General features: G+C 35.4%; 15 protein-coding genes. 14 read left to right on the top strand and 1 reads right to left on the bottom strand.

The genetic code is table 11. The annotated features are described in order from the left end of the window. The first annotated feature begins 121 nt into the window (after window positions 1-121). Window positions 122-649: a hypothetical protein gene (locus NZ848_RS10120; protein WP_259015394.1), complete on the top strand. Its 528-nt coding sequence runs from the start codon at window positions 122-124 to the stop codon at window positions 647-649. A gap of 145 nt (window positions 650-794) precedes the next feature. On the opposite strand, the gene NZ848_RS10115 is transcribed toward NZ848_RS10120, so the two are convergent. Beyond that, window positions 795-1,190 (bottom strand): helix-turn-helix domain-containing protein, encoded by a 396-nt coding sequence (locus NZ848_RS10115; RefSeq protein WP_253531000.1) that lies wholly within the window; start codon window positions 1,188-1,190, stop codon window positions 795-797. A 313-nt stretch (window positions 1,191-1,503) separates the two neighbouring features. Here NZ848_RS10115 and NZ848_RS10110 point away from each other — a divergent pair, with 313 nt between their 5' ends. The 13 genes from NZ848_RS10110 (at window position 1,504) to NZ848_RS10050 (ending at window position 18,041) form a co-directional block, all read left to right on the top strand. Then, the gene (locus NZ848_RS10110) at window positions 1,504-2,862 is read left to right on the top strand and encodes a glycosyltransferase (RefSeq protein WP_259015393.1); all 1,359 of its coding nucleotides are present in this window, start codon (window positions 1,504-1,506) and stop codon (window positions 2,860-2,862) included. Beyond that, the gene (locus tag NZ848_RS10105; RefSeq protein ID WP_309600826.1) at window positions 2,859-4,478 is read left to right on the top strand and encodes a vitamin K epoxide reductase family protein; all 1,620 of its coding nucleotides are present in this window, start codon (window positions 2,859-2,861) and stop codon (window positions 4,476-4,478) included. Before NZ848_RS10110 ends, NZ848_RS10105 begins: the two co-directional genes overlap by 4 nt. 28 nt (window positions 4,479-4,506) lie before the next feature. Then, window positions 4,507-4,776, top strand: coding sequence for a hypothetical protein (locus NZ848_RS10100; protein WP_253530992.1), 270 nt, complete (start codon window positions 4,507-4,509; stop codon window positions 4,774-4,776). Window positions 4,777-5,112: 336 nt separating this feature from the next. Next, on the top strand, window positions 5,113-6,507 hold the full coding sequence (locus NZ848_RS10095) for a TlpA family protein disulfide reductase (protein ID WP_259015391.1): 1,395 nt from the start codon (window positions 5,113-5,115) through the stop codon (window positions 6,505-6,507). A 182-nt stretch (window positions 6,508-6,689) separates the two neighbouring features. Further along, window positions 6,690-8,090: a TlpA family protein disulfide reductase gene (locus NZ848_RS10090; RefSeq protein WP_259015390.1), complete on the top strand. Its 1,401-nt coding sequence runs from the start codon at window positions 6,690-6,692 to the stop codon at window positions 8,088-8,090. Between the two features lie 308 nt (window positions 8,091-8,398). Then, window positions 8,399-9,520 (top strand): TlpA family protein disulfide reductase, encoded by a 1,122-nt coding sequence (locus NZ848_RS10085; RefSeq protein WP_259015389.1) that lies wholly within the window; start codon window positions 8,399-8,401, stop codon window positions 9,518-9,520. A gap of 42 nt (window positions 9,521-9,562) precedes the next feature. After that, window positions 9,563-10,015, top strand: a complete 453-nt coding sequence (locus NZ848_RS10080; RefSeq protein WP_259015388.1) for a TlpA family protein disulfide reductase — start codon at window positions 9,563-9,565, stop codon at window positions 10,013-10,015. Window positions 10,016-10,017: 2 nt separating this feature from the next. Further along, window positions 10,018-11,124, top strand: a complete 1,107-nt coding sequence (locus tag NZ848_RS10075) for a glycosyltransferase family 2 protein (RefSeq protein ID WP_259015387.1) — start codon at window positions 10,018-10,020, stop codon at window positions 11,122-11,124. A gap of 791 nt (window positions 11,125-11,915) precedes the next feature. Further along, a complete protein-coding gene (locus NZ848_RS10070; protein ID WP_259015386.1) occupies window positions 11,916-13,316 on the top strand; it encodes a TlpA family protein disulfide reductase in 1,401 nt (466 codons plus the stop codon). Window positions 13,317-13,683: 367 nt separating this feature from the next. Then, window positions 13,684-15,297 (top strand): vitamin K epoxide reductase family protein, encoded by a 1,614-nt coding sequence (locus NZ848_RS10065; protein ID WP_259015385.1) that lies wholly within the window; start codon window positions 13,684-13,686, stop codon window positions 15,295-15,297. 27 nt (window positions 15,298-15,324) lie between these two features. Next, window positions 15,325-15,522, top strand: coding sequence for a hypothetical protein (locus NZ848_RS10060; RefSeq protein WP_259015384.1), 198 nt, complete (start codon window positions 15,325-15,327; stop codon window positions 15,520-15,522). Window positions 15,523-15,603: 81 nt separating this feature from the next. Further along, on the top strand, window positions 15,604-16,785 hold the full coding sequence (locus tag NZ848_RS10055; RefSeq protein ID WP_259015383.1) for a TlpA family protein disulfide reductase: 1,182 nt from the start codon (window positions 15,604-15,606) through the stop codon (window positions 16,783-16,785). A 74-nt stretch (window positions 16,786-16,859) separates the two neighbouring features. Next, window positions 16,860-18,041, top strand: coding sequence for a TlpA family protein disulfide reductase (locus NZ848_RS10050; RefSeq protein ID WP_259015382.1), 1,182 nt, complete (start codon window positions 16,860-16,862; stop codon window positions 18,039-18,041). The last annotated feature ends 34 nt before the right edge of the window (window positions 18,042-18,075 follow it).

Below are 18,075 nucleotides of genomic sequence, written 5' to 3'. Positions count from 1 at the left end.
CCTATATGAAGAGCTAATAAACATATTTATGTGCCATTGAATGGAAGGGTGCGCTTGCTGAAATGACGGCGTGCCCTTAGTTCCTCAAGCTGTTGTTGATAAAATTTCATCTAAAAAAAACATGGCCGCAAAACTATTTATTGTTTGTCCGTTTTCAAATATGGAGGCCTTTCTGCAATCCAGATTCGGGGTCGACGCTTTCTTTCTGTCTTATCCCGGCGCTTCGTTGCTGCAGGCAGAAGATTTTGATTCGGTCATTAATTATTTAATTACTGAAGAGAGCATCAGAACCATATATCTGGTAAATGATGCAGACTGCAGGTTTATTAAGAGTGTAATTGAAAAAAAAGGTATGAATGGCTTGCCTCACGAACAAGCTTTGGAAGAGCTATACATTGAGCATTATTTTTCTTGCTTCAAAGACAGGCCATCAGCTGAACAGCAGTTTAAACTGGCAGAGCTGAACGTAAATGAGCAGGTGGCAAGGGTAATTAGTTATTTAGGCTTCACGCATGGCAGCAGTCAGCCTACCAGCGTAGAGGTAAAAGGGCTTGTCGCAAACAAAAAAGCCAAGACCCTCAAAGAAATAGAGAAAGATAAGTCTGCAAGGAGTGCCCTTAATTTTACCTGTTTTAGCCTGAAAGTATAAAAAAGCCAAGCGTCAAAGAAGAAGCCTGTAGTTTTCTTTCTTTGAAGAAGAGGCCAACAAAACAAAAAAGTGAGCGTGTATCCTAACCTCAGGGCATTATCTGCCGGCAATTAATTGCATAATAGCCTGTTATAAAATGCACAGTTCATACCAGCTGCTTTCTTAACATATTAATTTCTTCCTGCTGACTTCTGAGAATTGTTTCTTTTTCCTGCAACTTAAACTGCAATTCACCTGCCCGCTCTTTGAGGTAAGCAATTTGTTCTTCTAAATTCTGAGTAAATTTCTGATACAATTTAAGCTCATTTTCATGGGTTTTGTTTTCAATAGAATCAGCACGCTTCTTGCCTGAAGTTTGGTAAGAGACCTCTATGCCGCAAACCTTGGTGATTACGGGATAATACTTGGGTGAAACAGTGGATTTTTGGTTAATCCAGTTGTTGTAGGTGGCTTGCGAAACATTGAGTAACGCGGCCATTTCATGTTGTGTTAATCTCTTCTCTAATTGATAATTAAAGAGAGCTTCTTCTATAGGTTTCATCGCAGCAATATAGTTAAGGATTAGTATTCAGTAACTAAATAGAGTAACGCAAAGTAAAAAATATTATTTGAATAGTCAATAGTTAATAATTCGGTATTTAAGTTAAGTGCTTTATAGTCAGGCAGCTGTACAAAATTAATAACTGCGGGTATTACAAATATAGAATTTTATTAAGATTTATTATTATTTTATTATTAGTGTTTTGATTGATTTTACAAATCAAAACCCACAAATTTGATTTGTAAAGGTTTTAGAACAGTTTGTTTTTAGAAAACAGCCTTTAACTTTTACATGTGACTATCAAACTACTTTTATGAAACTCCCCGGTTTACTTTTTATACCGGCTTCTATTCGTAGCCACGTAATGCCTGCTATGTATGTAGCCGATTTACTTGCCGATAAGTACGAAATTTACTTTGCAGTAACCGATGATATACTGGCAGATTTAGTTGAAAAAAACAGTTATAAGGCAATCAGACAAAGTGGCGTAAAAGTGATGTTCAACATGGAAAGTACTTTTATTGCCATTGAAAAGAAAAAAAAGGTCAGTTTCTGGAGTTTATCAAAGGCCTACTGGAACAACGAGCTATTCAGGTATCGGCAGAATGAATTAAGCCATATTTTAGAAGTAGTAAAACCCGCAAGTGTTGTTATTGACATATTTAGTAGTACCGACTATCTGGTACTGAAATCACTCAATCAAAGCCTGAATATAGTTTTTTTCAATCCCATGTTGTCTACGTATAGGGTAAATGGTTATCCGATAGTATCAGAGGGGGCCTGGTTAAAAAACAGAGCAATTGAGCCTAAGAAAATAAAAGGAAAGCCGGGTTTCTGGTGGAATTTTACCCATCCTAAACGAAGCATTCTTGCATACCTGAACCAGCGACAGGAAAAGCACATATTTCAAAAAAGCGGAGTGTCAGAGAACACGCTAGACAAAGAAAATCATTTCACAAAGATGTTCCGGGGGGTGCCGGAGTTGATTGCAGCACCGCTTGAATTTGAGTTTTCGCCTCATGTAAGGCAGGAATGGCAGCATTATCTGGGTCTTTGTACCCGCTCGCAAAGGCAGGATACTGAATTGGACACTTCTTTTGCCGAATTATGGCCAGATATTAAAAAGCATCGGGCAAACGGGCAAAAAATTATCTATTGCAGTTTTGGTACCTATTATGCCGGGCCGGATAGAACACTTCTGAATTTTGTCTCCAATCTGGTTGAGGTAATACATGAGCTTGGTAATATTCAACTTATCATATCTGTCAACCGGTTTGTTATTGAGACATTCAAATCTCAGTTAAAGGCAGGGGGTAACATCTGTTTTTTTTCAAGAGTACCACAGCTTGAGGTACTCAAAGAGAGCGATTTATTGATAACCCATGGCGGTTTGGGTTCAATTAAAGAAGCCATTGAGTTTGGGGTGCCAATGTTGGTTTATCCGCTGGATATGCACTACGACCAGAATGGAAACGGCTTGAAGGTGGAGTATCATGGTATAGGGTTGAGGGGGAATTTTGCCTATGAACGTACAAATGATATGAAATCAAAAATTGAAAGGCTTTTAAATCACGCGGTATTTAAAGAAAAAACCACCGAAAGTTTGCAAAAAATAAAAAGCTGTTATTCGCATCAAAGGAATCAGGTAATACTTAATCAGCTAGGACTATGAGATTAAACATGAATGAAAAAAATGTATTTGAAGCACTTTGGCAATTATTAACCATTTCAAAAGTTAAGGTTACTGAAACAAGCCTCAAAAGTGCCATTCTTCAGCATAATCATCCGACTTCAATACTAGGTATAAGTGAAATACTGAATGAACTGCATATACCCAATCTGGCAACCAGACTTGACCCCGGGCAGATTTACGAAATTCCGTTGCCTGCTATTGCATATTTTGACGACAATGGTGGCAGTTTTGTGACGATTACCAAAGTTGAAAACGATACAATTGAATGGAGACATGACATGGAAGGGATACGTAAAGAATCAATTACCAACTTTACGCATAATTGGCAGGGAATAACTTTATTAATAGAACCCAATGAAGAATCTGGTGAGCCAAACTTTAAGCAAAATCGTAGAAATGAAATTCTGAATGGTTTGCGTTTGCCATTTTTTGTGGTAGGTCTGCTAGTAATCTTGGGTATGATGGGCTTTGAAACTTTTCAGGAGATTTTATTTCATAACAACCAGCTGTATTACGGTTTGCTGCTATCTAAAACTATCGGATTAACTATTTCTGCCATGTTGGTTTGGTATAGTCTTGATGCCGGCAACTCATTTCTGCAAAGTGTGTGTAAATTAAATAATAAATCAAACTGTGATTCTGTATTAAATTCTCCGGCGGCAAAGCTATTTGGATGGATATCATGGGCAGAAATCGGGTTTTTTTATTTTTCAGGTGGTTTTTTAGCGCTGCTTTTTGATGGAGTACGTGCCATACCTTTCATTCAGATTCTTGGGGTTTTGGTAATGCCTTACACCCTATGGTCTGTTTATTATCAAGGTTTTGTTGTTCGGAAATGGTGTGTCTTATGCCTTAGTATACAAGTTTTATTATGGGTAGAGTTTTTATTCAATTGGCCAGTAAATACTGGTTTACCTGCAACTTTTTCGTATAAAATTGCACTAATAGCTTTTCTGATTACCCCTGTTCTCTGGGTATTAATAAAAGGCCTCCTTATAAAATCATTGCGGGCAGATAGTCTTTACGTTGAACTACAAAAACTAAAGTTCAACACCGATTTTATGAATTCAATATTTAGTAAAGAAACATTTCTGCCTCCGTTTTTTGATGGAATGCAGACCATACAAATGGGCAACAATGATGCCGGCAATCATTTACTCTTGATATTGAGCCCCGGGTGTGGCTCTTGTAGGCAATCTTATTTTGCCGCGAAAAGATTGATAGAGAACGAGGGTAATATAAAGATTGATATAGTTTTGGCCGCATCAATGGCTGCACACGATGAGGGAGGTAAGGTTGCATCTCAGATATTGGGTCAGGCCAACGGTATTGATATAAAAACTGCTTTGGATGAATGGTTTAACGATAATAACAAAGACATAGAGAAATGGGAGGCAAAATTTGGAATAAAAAATGATAACAAAAATGGACGAGAACAAATGGCTCTGCATTTAAGATGGTTGGAAATGGCAAATATCAGAGAAGCACCAGTTAGATTCCTTAATAACAGGTTTATCCCTAAAACATATCAGGCCGATGATCTGGGTAAAATAGTCAGGAATCAATTCAATCTAGGATTTGCAAATCAAACTTAAATAATTCTCAATTTAACATTTAAGAATCATGGAAAAACTGTTAAAATTCAAAAGTTCTTCATTGTCAAAATCAGAAATGGCAAAAATTCTGGGGGGTGGTCAATGCGGCTATCAACAGAAAGTTTATCATACTATGTGGGATGCCTACCTCAAAAGCTATACTACGGTTGTAACCACTTATTGGAAACCTGCCCCTTATGATTCGAACGGTGTTTCAAAAAAGAATGCCGTATATCTGGCAGGTCAAAACGGAACACATTATTGTTGTGATCATTGCCCCTGGAATTATCCAGTTTAATGGAGTTGTTAAAACTTGGTAAATACTTTTGGTCTCATGATTTTGATACTTTTATCTGATGTATAATAAGTTAAAAGTAGTTCAAACAAAGAGTAAGTAGGTTTCTACTTACTCTTGAAAGGCACTGTGGTGCAGAGAGGGCAGTGTCCAAAAAACAAATTAACATGATACCGAAAAATCTTTTTTTTACTAGACCAATCAACCGTTAATGAAATGCGAAAATCAGCGGGGTGGAGACTTTTTTTTACCATTAGTAATTCTTACGCTTTACAAAAAAGATGCTTGCCAATTTGGGAGCATTCACTTTGGCTTACGATCGTTTATTTTGTTCTTTTTGTGTTTTTTTCGTGTTCGGCAGATAAAGCAAGGAATGATAAGCTTAAGGTTGTCCAGAAATCAGCCGACAAAGGTTACTCGCAGAAAACTCCGGGTTATATATACTTCACATTAGAAGCCAATACCGCCAGAGAACTATTACTGAATTGTAATTCTCGGGATGGATATGCGCTGGTTAACCTGAATAAAAATAAATTAAAAGATTCGATTCTTTCCGGCGACAATTTAATGGTAACTATAAACTCAATGAATAAAGAGTTTACCTATAATATTTCGCAGGAATTCAGAAAAGGGGATGTGGTAGAAATTGCACTCAATAAAAAGGATTATCCGATTTTTAGATTAAAGAATCGGAGTTTTAACTTTAATGAGATGAACTATTACACCTTATTGAATCTGAAAAGTATAGGAATTGATGATTTCGATCAGAAAATTTCAAATACAGTAGCGCTTGAGTCAGACTCTAAAGCAAGGATATTGAAGGGAGAATTTCTGAGTCCAACGAAAAGCATACAATATAGTCAGCATTTCTTGGATAGCCTTTATAGAAATAACCTCGTTTCAGAAAAGTTCTATCAGGAAACCAAACAAAGACAAACATACAATTTTTATAGCGGGGTGCTTCAAAGCAGAAATAAAATCCAGGTTGATACACACATTACCAAACAATTGATTAATGATAGCCTGGTAAATAAGCTATACTATATCCAGTTTCTTTACAATTGGGCTAAATATCTGGTTGAAAAAGATTTTACTTCCAGTAATCATATCAGATATTTTGAGAAGTGCGAAGAAATTTATGCAGGTAAATCAAAAACAGGTGTGCTTATGTACGCCTTAGGAATGGTTCATTCACAAAGCAGGAACGAAGCCCAAAAGCTGGCGAGGCGTTTTTATAACTCAACTGCCGATAGCTCAATCAGAAGTTTTTTGCATGCTACGTACTTTCAATCTGATAAGGCAGCGGGGCAGGCAAAGATTATTGATTTACAAGGAAGAAAATTCGACAATCTTAATGAAGTAATCAAGACAGACAAACAAGCGTTTTATTATCTCGATTTCTGGGCCTCATGGTGTGTTCCATGTAGAATTGAAATGCCTGTGTCTATTCAATTAAAGAAAATATATGAAAATATGGGTATTAAATTTCTGTATCTGTCGATAGATGAGAGTCATGATGCTTGGAGAAAAGCTAACACCCAATTGAACTTAGGCAATCAGGGAAGTCTTTTGCTAATGAATGCTGGCCAATCGGAAATTATCAGAAAGTTTGATGTATCTGCCATACCTCGATACATGATTATGGATAAAGCTGGCAAAGTAATCAATAGTGATGCACCCCGGCCATCAGACCCGAAAATCAGAGAAGTTTTTGATGAGTTGTTGAGGAAGTAAGATATCGTCTTGAAGTGGCCAAAAATGAAGCAACTACTGTTGCATCCTGGGGTGGCGGGGTACATGCTTATTACAGTTGTGATAACTGTTCTTCTCATACCAATAAGTCGTGGTAAATTGTTTAATTACACTAACCCTGATACAATTCGGGGTTAGTAAAGCTCTGACTAATGCTTACAAATATGAAATTTACTTATTGTAATCTTTTAGCAATTATCTTTTTTAGTTGTGCAAGCGAGCAGAATAAAATGCAGGATAAGGCCTTGGCAAATCCTGACATTGATTCTGTAAACGTTATGGTAAAAAAAGATGTATTAAATAACCATGTATTGGCTTATGAAGACATTTTTGACGAGTTAAATGATTTAACGGAAGGCCGTAATTCGATTCCGGAATCAGGGTTAATCTCTACCTCACACTGGCGTTCTCAGGATATCTTAATGAGAAATTATGATGAAATAATTGAAATAGAAGCAGATAGTACCAGGCCAAAATTGATAGTGGCAAGAACGAAAAATGGAAAAGTAAACAAAGAACTCAATTTTGATTACAGTTATAGATGCCAATCTGACTCTGAGAATGATAATACTTTTTTAAGTGCATTTTTTTTAGATAGTACTTTTTTAAATAACTATGCATTGAGAGAAAAAAAAATTGACAAAAAATTTAAACAAAAACAGAACTATTTAAAAGAGTATTGCAAGCAGTTTAACTTAGACAAAGCATTTTTAAACGATTGGATGAACATTATTAAGTATGATAAATTATATAGGAGAACGTATTTTGGCAACTATGAAAAATGGGACAGGAAATATCTGGAGGAACTGAGTAAGAGTGTTTCAGAATTGAACCAGCACCGTTTATTGAATATGCCTTATTATCGCAAAAGTTGCTGGGGTATAGTAAACCTGCTTTATTACCTTAAGTATGGTAAAGAGTCCATAGAACTAAAAAAAATGTTTGCTGTCATTGACCAGAACTTTAAGGCTGATACTAAAGATTATCTGCAGTTTAAATTATTATTTTGGGTCGATAAGCAAACCACCCGGATTAGATTTTCTAAAAAAGAATATGATAGCTTAACCAATGTTTTTTATGCCACCAGCAAAACATCTGAATATAATAATTACTTACGCAAGAGCCTCAGTTTAAAGAAAATCAGATTTAATAGTGATGAATTAATCAGTACCGGTCAGCGGGTAAAATCACTCGCTAAAATTCTTAACAACCAATTAACCTATATTGATTTTTGGACGTCTTGGTGTGTTCCGTGCAGACAAGAAATGCCTGACTCGAAAAAACTGGCAATTGATTACAAAAATAAGGGGATTAATTTTGTTTATATCTCTATGGATGACAACCCTGTGGCATGGCAAAAGGCAATAAAACAAATTGGGTTATCAGAAACGCATAATTATCTATTGCCAAAGGGAAATGATTCAGAGATAGCCAAAAAGCTAAAAATAGTGGCTATTCCAAGATACATAATCATGGACAAAGAGGGTAGAGTTGTCAATTCTGATGCGCCGCGCCCGTCAGACCCTAAAATCAGAGAAATTTTTGATGGATTGTTGAAAAAGTAAGATATCGACTTGTCAACCTGAAGTAAACATTTATTACCTATACAAAGCAGTTGAAGGAGTACATGATTGCTGGTCTCATTGTAAGGCAGCTACTTGGTGCAAAGGTTGTTAGTAATAGATATTTAGGCTTAAGATAGCAAGCCAACAACTTAAATTGCAGCAATGAGATTTTTCAGTTTTGCATTTACCTTATTAATCGTGCTTTCGTGCAAAAAGAGCAATGAATAAGAATGCCCCGTTGTTGATGAAGGTTACGTAGGGCAGTAGCTTAATTAAAAATTTAGATACAAATATTTAAGAATATAAAAATGAAGAATTTAGTTAAGTTGTTAAAAGTATTTATTTTTTTTATTTGTTTAGTTATTATTAATTCATCTTGCAAGAATGATTCTAATAAAGACTTACTAAAAATAGTGGGAAACTTAGACAACCTTCCTGATGGAAAAATACAGCTAGTTCGATTAGATAGATCTATAATTTGCAGCACAACAACAATTAAAGGCAAATTCCATTTTTTTCTTAAAAAAGCAGAATTTGGAGAGCCAATAATTGTAGCTTTAGAACACATAGATTCAAATAATGTCAAAAGATTGTTTGGATTTAAAACAAGATTAACCCTAAATGGGAAGCCACATTTTCTTTCAAATTTCATGTTGGAAGATGGGATAAAAATAAATGGGAAATTAGAGGAATTTATTTCTTATTCAGATAAACTAAAGATTGTTTTCCCGAATAAAGAAATAGAAACAGGAGAACAAACAGAGGCTTACTTCTCGACTTATTTCCTAAAAAGGATAGATTACACTAAGCTGAAAAAATCTATTGAAAAGTATCCTGATTCATTCTATTTGCTTTATGAATTAGAAAGAAATAGACATGATTTCACGAAAGAAAATATCAATTCGCTACTTAGCCTCTTTTCCAAACAAATTCAATTAAGTAATACTGCTCAAAAACTTAAAAGCTATAGTTTTATTAAAGATAGTTTAATATTAAGTTTTAATACAAAATTAGTTTCTAATGATAATTCTTTAAAACCCGTATTAGTTAAAGGAGAAAAAAGTACGTTGCTTATTCTGTGGGCTTCTTGGTGTGGACCATGTCGTAAGGAGATTCCGATGCTCAAAGAAATTTATAAAAAGAATAAAAACAACCCATATTTTAGAATGGTATCGGTATCGCTAGATGAAGATTCAAAAGCATGGAAAAAAGCATTAGCTATAGAAAAAATGGATTGGGAGCAATTTATTATTACTCCCGAATTAAAAGCGTATCAAAACGACTTATTTCAATTTGACGGAAGTATTCCTACAACGCTTTTCATAGATGGAAAAGGTAAAATAGTTCATAAAATCAGAGGTTTTGATGCGAAAGATGGACCTACACAAACCGAGCAAATCATTAATAAATATTTTAACTTAAATAATTGATATTTCTTTCTTTACCAGCAAAAACCTTAGTATAATTATAAATTGTGTAAGAGCCTAAGCCTAAAAAAAATCAGTCACAAGACTGACGACCTGATCGGTACCAATAAACAAGTAAAATCACTCGCTAAAATTCTTAACAACCAATTAACCTATATTGATTTTTGGGCGTCTTGGTGTGTTCCGTGCAGACAAGAAATGCCTGACTCAAAAAAACTGGCAATTGATTACAAAAATAAGGGGATTAATTTTATTTATATCTCTATGGATGACAACCCTGTGGCATGGCAAAAGGCAATAAAACAGATTGGGTTATCTGAAACGCATAATTATTTATTGCCAAAGGGAAATGATCCAGAGATAGCAAAGAAATTGAAAGTAAATTTTATTCCCCGCTACATGATAATGGATAAAGAAGGTAAAATTATCAATACTGATGCGCCACGCCCATCAGACCCCAAAATCAGAGAAATTTTTGATGAATTGTTAAAAAAGTAATTATGCTGCTTCACAACCTGAAATATCAATTTAAAACCTGGCGCAGGCAACTGAAAGAATACATGGCTTTAAGAAAGCATAAAAGATTGTATTTAAAACAATTGAAAAAATCTGTCAGCAAAATTCAACGGATTGATGTCGGGGCAATAAGTGATAATACTAATGAAATCCGCCTCTTTGCCATTTTTAGAAATGAATCATTACGGCTACCGCATTTCATTGAGTATTATAAGCAGTTGGGTGTAGATAGATTTTTTCTTGTTGATAATAACTCGACTGATAACTCGCAAGCAGTTATTGCAAAAGAAGAAAACATACATATCTTCAATACCTCCGAAACCTATGTTAACCATTGGTACTGGATGGAGCATTTGCTGGATAATTACGGAAAAAACCATTGGTGTGTAGTAGTAGATATTGATGAACTTTTTTGGTTTCCAAACGCAGAAAGCCTGAACATTCGCGCGCTGACACAATATATGGAAGAAGAGGGTTCTACGGCTATCAGGACTTTCTTGCTGGATATGTATCCGGCAGAACAAGTGGGTTCTTCTGCTTATGACGGGGGGAGTCCGCTCTTGTATCTTCCGTACTTTGATAGAGAATACCAGGAAAGTTATTTTGGTTTTTTTGACCGAATCAGGTTCTTGAATTTCAGGTCTGTTATATTTACCGGAGGCATGAGAGAAAGGGTTTTCGGAGCAATAAATCCGCCTCATATTTTGTCGAAAATACCGCTTTTCAAAAACTTGACAGGTACTTATTTAGTACAAGGTATGCACGCAATTAATGGTGCGAAAGTCAGTGATATTCAGGGGGCGGTTTTTCATACTAAATTCCTGTCTGATTTCATCAGTGAGGTAAACGAAGAAGTAAAAAGAGGAGAACACTATGGTGGCGCATTTTACTACAAACATTTTGAAGATGGCATCAAGAAGAACCCTGAAATAAGTTTTCATTATGAAGGCTCAGTGAGGTACGTCGATTCCCGCCAATTAGTAAGCCTTGGTATCATGAAGACTAGTCAGCAATATGAACAGTTTTGCTCTGCTTTAAAAGAAAAAAAGACACATGATGATTTGCCAGACAATCAACAAACGCAACAGTAAATAGACGCATTAGCCCCTTGCATACCAGCCCGCTTCTAAAGTGGGTTTTGATATTGCGTAATGTTCTGACCATTAATTCGCATTTCTCCCTGCCAGTTTTCATTTAAGCCATAATTCATGCTTCTGAAATAACAGAAAAGTAACGTTGAATAAAAATTTGCTTTTATTGTTTGGGTATGAATAGTTTACGTATATTCGTAATGTAATGAATATTAAAGTTTTGATTGAAGCTAATCATACAGTCATAACTGTTTTTAATTTTTCCTGACTATAAAACTTAACCTTGCCATGTTTACAACTTCATTTTCTAAAGACAATGCTGTTGAGGCTACATATCTGTTTTTTAAATCAATCGATACTCAAGTAACTGAAGTATTAAAACTATGAAAACGTGGCTTTGGGGTATAATTCTGCTTATTAACTACTCTCTGTATGCGCAGGAAACAGCATTGAGCTTCAATACTACCAATGCATTAACCGGCCAGAGTGTTTCTATTACTTATCATGGGGCACCTCATGATTCTGTTGAACTATTTATTTACCGGCAAGAACTTGATAAGGAATGTTATCTGGAAAGAAAATTGATTGGTAATTGTAAGGAGGGCCAGAAATTTGAAATTTCTGCTAACGCTAATACAAGATTCTTGTTCTTCAGAGTAGTAAGAAATAAAAAGTTTATCGATAAGCCTGAAAACAACTTTGTTTATTTTATTGATAATGACAACGTAAAGGCGGAGTCAAAGGCTTATGTCGCAAAATATAAGTCGCCCAATTTTGCATGGCAATTTAAAATGGATGGTAATAAAGAAGTGTCCAAAAAACTATTTGAAGAAGCGTTTATTTTTCAACCCTCCCTGAAAAGAAAGTTCTATCTGCCGTATTTACATACATTTGAGCCAGGTAACGGCCTGCACAGATTGCAAATGGAAGACGAACTGGTTGAATTATCAACCCAGGACAGCCTGAATTCAACCGAAACCTGGACTCTGTGCACGTTTTATCAAAATCTGGGTATGACTGAAATGGCAGAGAACTGGCGAACAAAAGCGCTATCAAACTTTCCTGAAGATAAATACACAATAAATCATGTATATTTTTATGATTATCACCGGCCATTCCTGAAATTAAAAACCTCAAATGAAAGAATTCGCCTTTATGAATCATATAAAAATAAATATACGGAAATAAAACCAGAAAATCGGGATGCCTTAGAGTTACACCTATCTTTACTTTTGGCTGCCTTGCTGCCCGACTATATTGAAACGGATGCTTATCAGGCATGGCAACAACAAATGGAATTATTGAAAGAAGAAAGAAGGTATGCTTGCTTCGCCCTGACGGCGTCTCATTTAGTGAAAGAAAAAAAATACCTGCCGGTTGCCAAAGAGCTTATTGAAAAGTCAATGGAAGGCGAGACCCCCTTGCTCAATAGGAACCGTGACTGGCGAGAACCATTTACCTTGCCAGATTTTGAGATAAAAGAAATAAGAAAAACTACTCTTGCAGGAAGGTATCATACGTACGGACAAATACTTGCTTTAGAGGGTGATAAGCGCAAAGCAAAAGAATATCTTAGAAAGGCCGCCTTTGACTACGGTTTTTTAAAGTATGAAGATATTAATGCAGGTTATATTTCTTTTCTTAAAGAAACCGGTGAAACCGAATTGGCAGAAAAAGAGCTTGCGCTAATAAAAAACATGCAAGATAAGATAGATGAAAAAACTATAGGCTTCCAGCTTACTGATGTAAAACTCTTAAAAAAGAAACTACCAGAGCTGGAGTTTCACGATACATCAGGCAGCCTCATTGATATTAAACAGCTAAGTCAAAAAGTAATAGTTTTAGATTTTTGGGCTTCTTGGTGTGGTCCGTGCTTTTTAAAGTTCAAACCCACGCAGCACCTCATTGATTACTATAAAGACAATAAAGATGTTGCCTTTCTATTTGTCAATTCAAAAGAAAGATTGGGAATCAGTCAAAATGAGATTTTAAACAGCATCAGCTCAAGAGGATATAGCTTTAAGGTACTTTTTGATGAAAAAAACAGCCTGGAAACTGACCTTAAAATAAATAGTATTCCAGCGGTTGTGATAATTGACAAAAACCGGGACATCAGATTTATTGAAATAGGTTATGACCCGGCAAAAGAGGTAAATGAGATTTATTCGGCTATTGAGAAGCTAATTCATTAATGGTTGATTAATAGTTGATTTTGTATACCATCCACCAAAGCAACAGCTATATATTGTGTGATTTATAAATAATTACTTCGCATTTCTCCCATCCAGTTTTCACCACAGCTGCAATTCAGGCCTCTGAAACAGAAAAAGGTAACGTTAAATAAAAAGTTTTTCTTTTATTGTCTCGGTATGTATAATTTACATATATTCGTAATCTAATGATAATTAGAGTTTTATAAGTTCAATCGAAAACGGATAAATTATTATGCGGTACTGATTGCCTCTGGAATTATCAGTTTTATTATTAGTGTTTTGATAGGAATTAACCATGTAAGCACACATATTTGTCTTTTGCCTGACTATAAAATTCAACCTTGCCATGTTTACAACGCCATTATCTAATGACAATGCTGTGGCGGCTACTTATTTATATCTGAAATCGATTGGTGCCAAAGTAACCGCTGAAACTGTAGAAGAAACTTTAAAAAATCACCCCGATTACCCAAGCCTGTTGGCTACCAGTGATGCCCTGAACGAGTGGCATATTGAAAACGTGGCCCTACAAATAAAGCCCGAACAAATAGCTGCACTGCCTGTGCCATTCCTGACTCACCTGTATTTAGACGGTGGCATTTTTGCATTGGTAAAAGCCGTGAAAGATGATACCGTTGAGTGGATACATCCAAAGCAAGGCATAAAAAGAGAAAAAAAGCAGGATTTTTTGAGAAAATGGAATGGAGTTGCTTTAATGGCCGAAACCACCGAAGCATCAGGCGAAAAAAATTATGCCGAAAATCGTAAAAAAGAATTTATCGAAAATCTGCGCATACCTACCCTTCTGATTGGCACTTCATTACTCATTATCGGTTTATTTATTTATAGTTTCACAACCGATTGGCACTATAATGCACTATTGGCTACAAAATTCACCGGTGTTATCATTAGCGGTTTATTGCTTTGGCAAGGCATTGATAAAAACAATCCGTTTATAAATAGCCTTTGCCAGGCTGGCGACAAAGCCAATTGCAATGCTATTTTAAGTTCAAATGCGGCTCAGGTTACTTCGTGGCTGAGCTGGGCAGAGGTTGGCTTCTTCTACTTTGCCGGTGGTTTTATAGCCTTATTAATCAATCCTGCATCAGTCTTTTTGCTCTGGGCAGTTGGCGCAACCGCCTTGGTTTATACTATTTGGTCGGTCTATTATCAGGCCTTTGTGGCAAAGCAATGGTGCACACTGTGTTTGGCCATTCAATCGCTATTTATTATTGAGTTTCTGTTGCATATTCAGTTTCTTCCCCAATTAAAATTACATTTTGCTAATATAGTTTTTACTGACATAGCCGCTCCTTTATTCGGTTTGTCAGTATCGGTATTAGTGTGGCTTTTTCTAAAGCCGCTCATACAAAAAAGCCAGCAGGTAAGCCCCTTGAAAAACGACCTTAGACGCTTCAAAAATAACCCTGACTTGTTTCTGAGTTTATTGCAAAATCAGGCGGAAATACCATATTTACCTCAAGATATGATTCTATTTGGTAATCCGAGCGCTGAACACAATCTAACAATGGTAACAAACCCATTTTGCCAACCATGTGCTAAAACTCATAAAATTGTTGAGGAATTATTATTTACCAACGAAAATTTGAAATGCCAAGTGATTTTTTTGGCAAGTAACCATAAAGATGACAAACGAGGAATTGTGGCGAGCACAGTCCTTTCACTACCCAAAGACCAACAAGCAAACGCCTTACATCAATGGTATGAAAATGAAGAACGGAATATTGAAAAATGGCAGACTCAATTGGGTACAATTGGAAATGGAAAGACTGAAAACATTATTGAACAGCATAAAACCTTTTGTGAAGTTGCCAAAGTAGAGGCTACCCCAACTCTATACTTAGACGGCTATAAGTTGCCTCAGCAATATCGTTTAACAGACCTAAAAGGTATCTTAAAGTATTTACCAACAACGGATTTGCAAATCAACCATAAATAAATCTTAACATTTTAAATTTTTACAACAATGAAAAAAATGATTATAAGTATTGGTGCGTCTTTACTTTCAAGAGAGCAAATGAAAAAAGTAAAAGGTGGCTCAGAAAGCTTAGCAGGAGAAGCATGTGGGGCAGCGGCTTGCTTGGGTTCTAATAAAGATTGTGTACCTGCTGGTTGCACAACTTGCTCTACATCTGATGAAAAAACACCAGGTTCTTGCAGTTGATACAGATTAGTGAATTTCATTACAAAGTGCATAAGATACCCAATAAATGGTACTTATGTACTTTGTCAAATTAAAAAATATATGAATTCTATTTTTCTATCTTTTTGTATTAAAAGAATAAGGTACGTATGTTTTTACTCAACCATCTTGTTTGAGTCAATGAGTTGTTTCGGGCAACATACTTTTGTAGTTGAAGGAAAAATCAATGTTTCTGATGGGCAAATTTTACTCATTCCGGCTATTCCTTCAGACTCAATTGATGCAACTTTGGATATAAGAAGCTATGCTGCAAATATAACCAATGGAAGCTTTACTATTAAAGGCGAGTTAGGTTATCCGACCTATCCCTTTATTTTTAAATTTTGCAGCAAAGATACATGCCGTTATTCATCTGATTTTTTTGTAGTTAGAGAAGGTACACAGATGGCCGAAATTGATTTAAAATCTCCTATTCCGTTAGTCAATAATGGCATAATGAAAAATTATTATGACCGTTACTCTTTTACTGAGTACAAACGTTTATTGAAAGATATTACCTGGTTGCAGACATTTTCTGATAGTATCACGGCTGCTTACCCGACTCCCGAGCTGATTCCAGACAGCCTGACAAACGTAATCAAGCTCATCAAAGAAAATCATATTGAAAGAGCAAGAGTGATAGAAAATACTATTTACTCTATGAAGGATCGCAATTATTCTTTTTGGCATTTATACGTTAATTTTTACCAAAGAGGTATTCAGCCAGGGTATGAGTATTTTTTGAAAAACGATATGTCCGATTCTGATATTGCCAGAAGCTCCATTGGGAAAACATTGGCAGCAAAACTAAATGAAGCCAATATCGTAGGAATAGGTAAAAAATTTCCTACAAATTTCGAATATAAAAATCTGACCTCTGGAAAGTTTGAAAAGATAAATACGGAACAAGGGAAGTACACGCTTATCGACTTTTGGCATTCCGCCTGTGGAATTTGCGTTGAACAGTTACGTGAATACAAAAAAATTTATCCTGAATACTCAGCTAAGGGTTTTCGGATTATTTCGGTTCCCGGAGATTGGACTGGTAATCTTGATAGATTAGATATAGCATTAAGAAAATACAAATTCCCTTGGCCGGAATATCTTGATGAAAACAGAAAGATTACTACAACTATAAACATATATGCTTATCCGGCTAATTTCTTAGTGGATAGCTCAGGAATGATAATTAAGAAAGATTTAAAACCCGAAGAAATAATTAGGTTTTTAAATATGAATTTATGATGGTGAATTTCATTACAAAGTGCATAAGATACCCAATAAATGGTACTTATGTACTTTGTCAAATTAAAAAATATATGAATTCTATTTTTCTATCTTTTTGTATTAAAAGAATAAGGTACGTATGTTTTTACTCAACCATCTTGTTTGAGTCAATGAGTTGTTTCGGGCAACATAATTTTGTAGTTGAAGGAAAAATCAATGTTTCTGATGGGCAAATTTTACTCATTCCGGCTATTCCTTCAGACTCAATTGATGTAACTTTGGATATAAGAAGCTATGCTGCAAATGTAAAGAATGGAAGCTTTACTATTAAAGGCGAGTTAGGTTATCCGACCTATCCCTTTATTTTTAAATTTTGCAGCAAAGATACATGCCGTTATTCATCTGATTTTTTTGTAGTTAGAGAAGGTACACAGATGGCCGAAATTGATTTAAAATCTCCTATTCCGTTAGTCAATAATGAGATAATGAAAAATTATTATGACGATTACGCTTATTCAAATTACAAACGTTTATTGAAAGATATTACCTGGTTGCAGACATTTTCTGATAGTATCACGGCTGCTTACCCGACTCCCGAGCTGATTCCAGACAGCCTGACAAACGTATGCAAGCTCATCAAAGAAAATCACATTGAAAGAGCAAGAGTGATAGAAAATAATATTTACTCTATGAAGGATCGCAATTATTCTTTTTGGCATTTATACGTTAATTTTTACCAAAGAGGTATTCAGCCAGGGTATGAGTATTTTTTGAAAAACGATATGTCCGATTCTGATATAGCCAGAAGCTCCATTGGGAAAACATTGGCAGCAAAACTAAATGAAGCCAATATCGTAGGAATAGGTAAAAAATTTCCTACAAATTTCGAATATAAAAATCTGACCTCCGGAAAGTTTGAAAAGATAAATACGGAACAAGGGAAGTACACGCTTATCGACTTTTGGCATTCTGCCTGTGGAATTTGCGTTGAACAGTTACGTGAATACAAAAAAATTTATCCTGAATACTCAGCTAAGGGTTTTCGGATTATTTCGGTTCCCGGAGATTGGACTGGTAATCTTGATAGATTAGATATAGCATTAAGAAAATACAAATTCCCTTGGCCGGAATATCTTGATGAAAACAGAAAGATTACTACAACTATAAACATATATGCTTATCCGGCTAATTTCTTAGTGGATAGCTCAGGAACGATAATTAAGAAAGATTTAAAACCCGAAGAAATAATTAGGTTTTTAAATATGAATTTATGATAATGAATTTCATTACAAAGTGCATAAGATACCC

It is taken from the genome of Emticicia fluvialis, from assembly GCF_024793945.1.
Taxonomy (GTDB): Bacteria; Bacteroidota; Bacteroidia; order Cytophagales; family Spirosomataceae; genus Emticicia; species Emticicia fluvialis.
Note: the sequence above shows the minus strand (reverse complement) of the source record. Positions and strands in the feature narration are given on the sequence as shown.

Bases quoted from the DNA above. Each gene is read 5' to 3' on its own strand.
- NZ848_RS10120 (WP_259015394.1), top strand. From the start codon at position 122: ATGGCCGCAAAACTATTTATTGTTTGTCCGTTTTCAAATATGGAGGCC.
- NZ848_RS10115 (WP_253531000.1), bottom strand. From the start codon at position 1,190: ATGAAACCTATAGAAGAAGCTCTCTTTAATTATCAATTAGAGAAGAGA.
- NZ848_RS10110 (WP_259015393.1), top strand. From the start codon at position 1,504: ATGAAACTCCCCGGTTTACTTTTTATACCGGCTTCTATTCGTAGCCAC.
- NZ848_RS10105 (WP_309600826.1), top strand. From the start codon at position 2,859: ATGAGATTAAACATGAATGAAAAAAATGTATTTGAAGCACTTTGGCAA.
- NZ848_RS10100 (WP_253530992.1), top strand. From the start codon at position 4,507: ATGGAAAAACTGTTAAAATTCAAAAGTTCTTCATTGTCAAAATCAGAA.
- NZ848_RS10090 (WP_259015390.1), top strand. From the start codon at position 6,690: ATGAAATTTACTTATTGTAATCTTTTAGCAATTATCTTTTTTAGTTGT.
- NZ848_RS10085 (WP_259015389.1), top strand. From the start codon at position 8,399: ATGAAGAATTTAGTTAAGTTGTTAAAAGTATTTATTTTTTTTATTTGT.
- NZ848_RS10075 (WP_259015387.1), top strand. From the start codon at position 10,018: ATGCTGCTTCACAACCTGAAATATCAATTTAAAACCTGGCGCAGGCAA.
- NZ848_RS10070 (WP_259015386.1), top strand. From the start codon at position 11,916: ATGGATGGTAATAAAGAAGTGTCCAAAAAACTATTTGAAGAAGCGTTT.
- NZ848_RS10065 (WP_259015385.1), top strand. From the start codon at position 13,684: ATGTTTACAACGCCATTATCTAATGACAATGCTGTGGCGGCTACTTAT.
- NZ848_RS10060 (WP_259015384.1), top strand. From the start codon at position 15,325: ATGAAAAAAATGATTATAAGTATTGGTGCGTCTTTACTTTCAAGAGAG.
- NZ848_RS10055 (WP_259015383.1), top strand. From the start codon at position 15,604: ATGAATTCTATTTTTCTATCTTTTTGTATTAAAAGAATAAGGTACGTA.
- NZ848_RS10050 (WP_259015382.1), top strand. From the start codon at position 16,860: ATGAATTCTATTTTTCTATCTTTTTGTATTAAAAGAATAAGGTACGTA.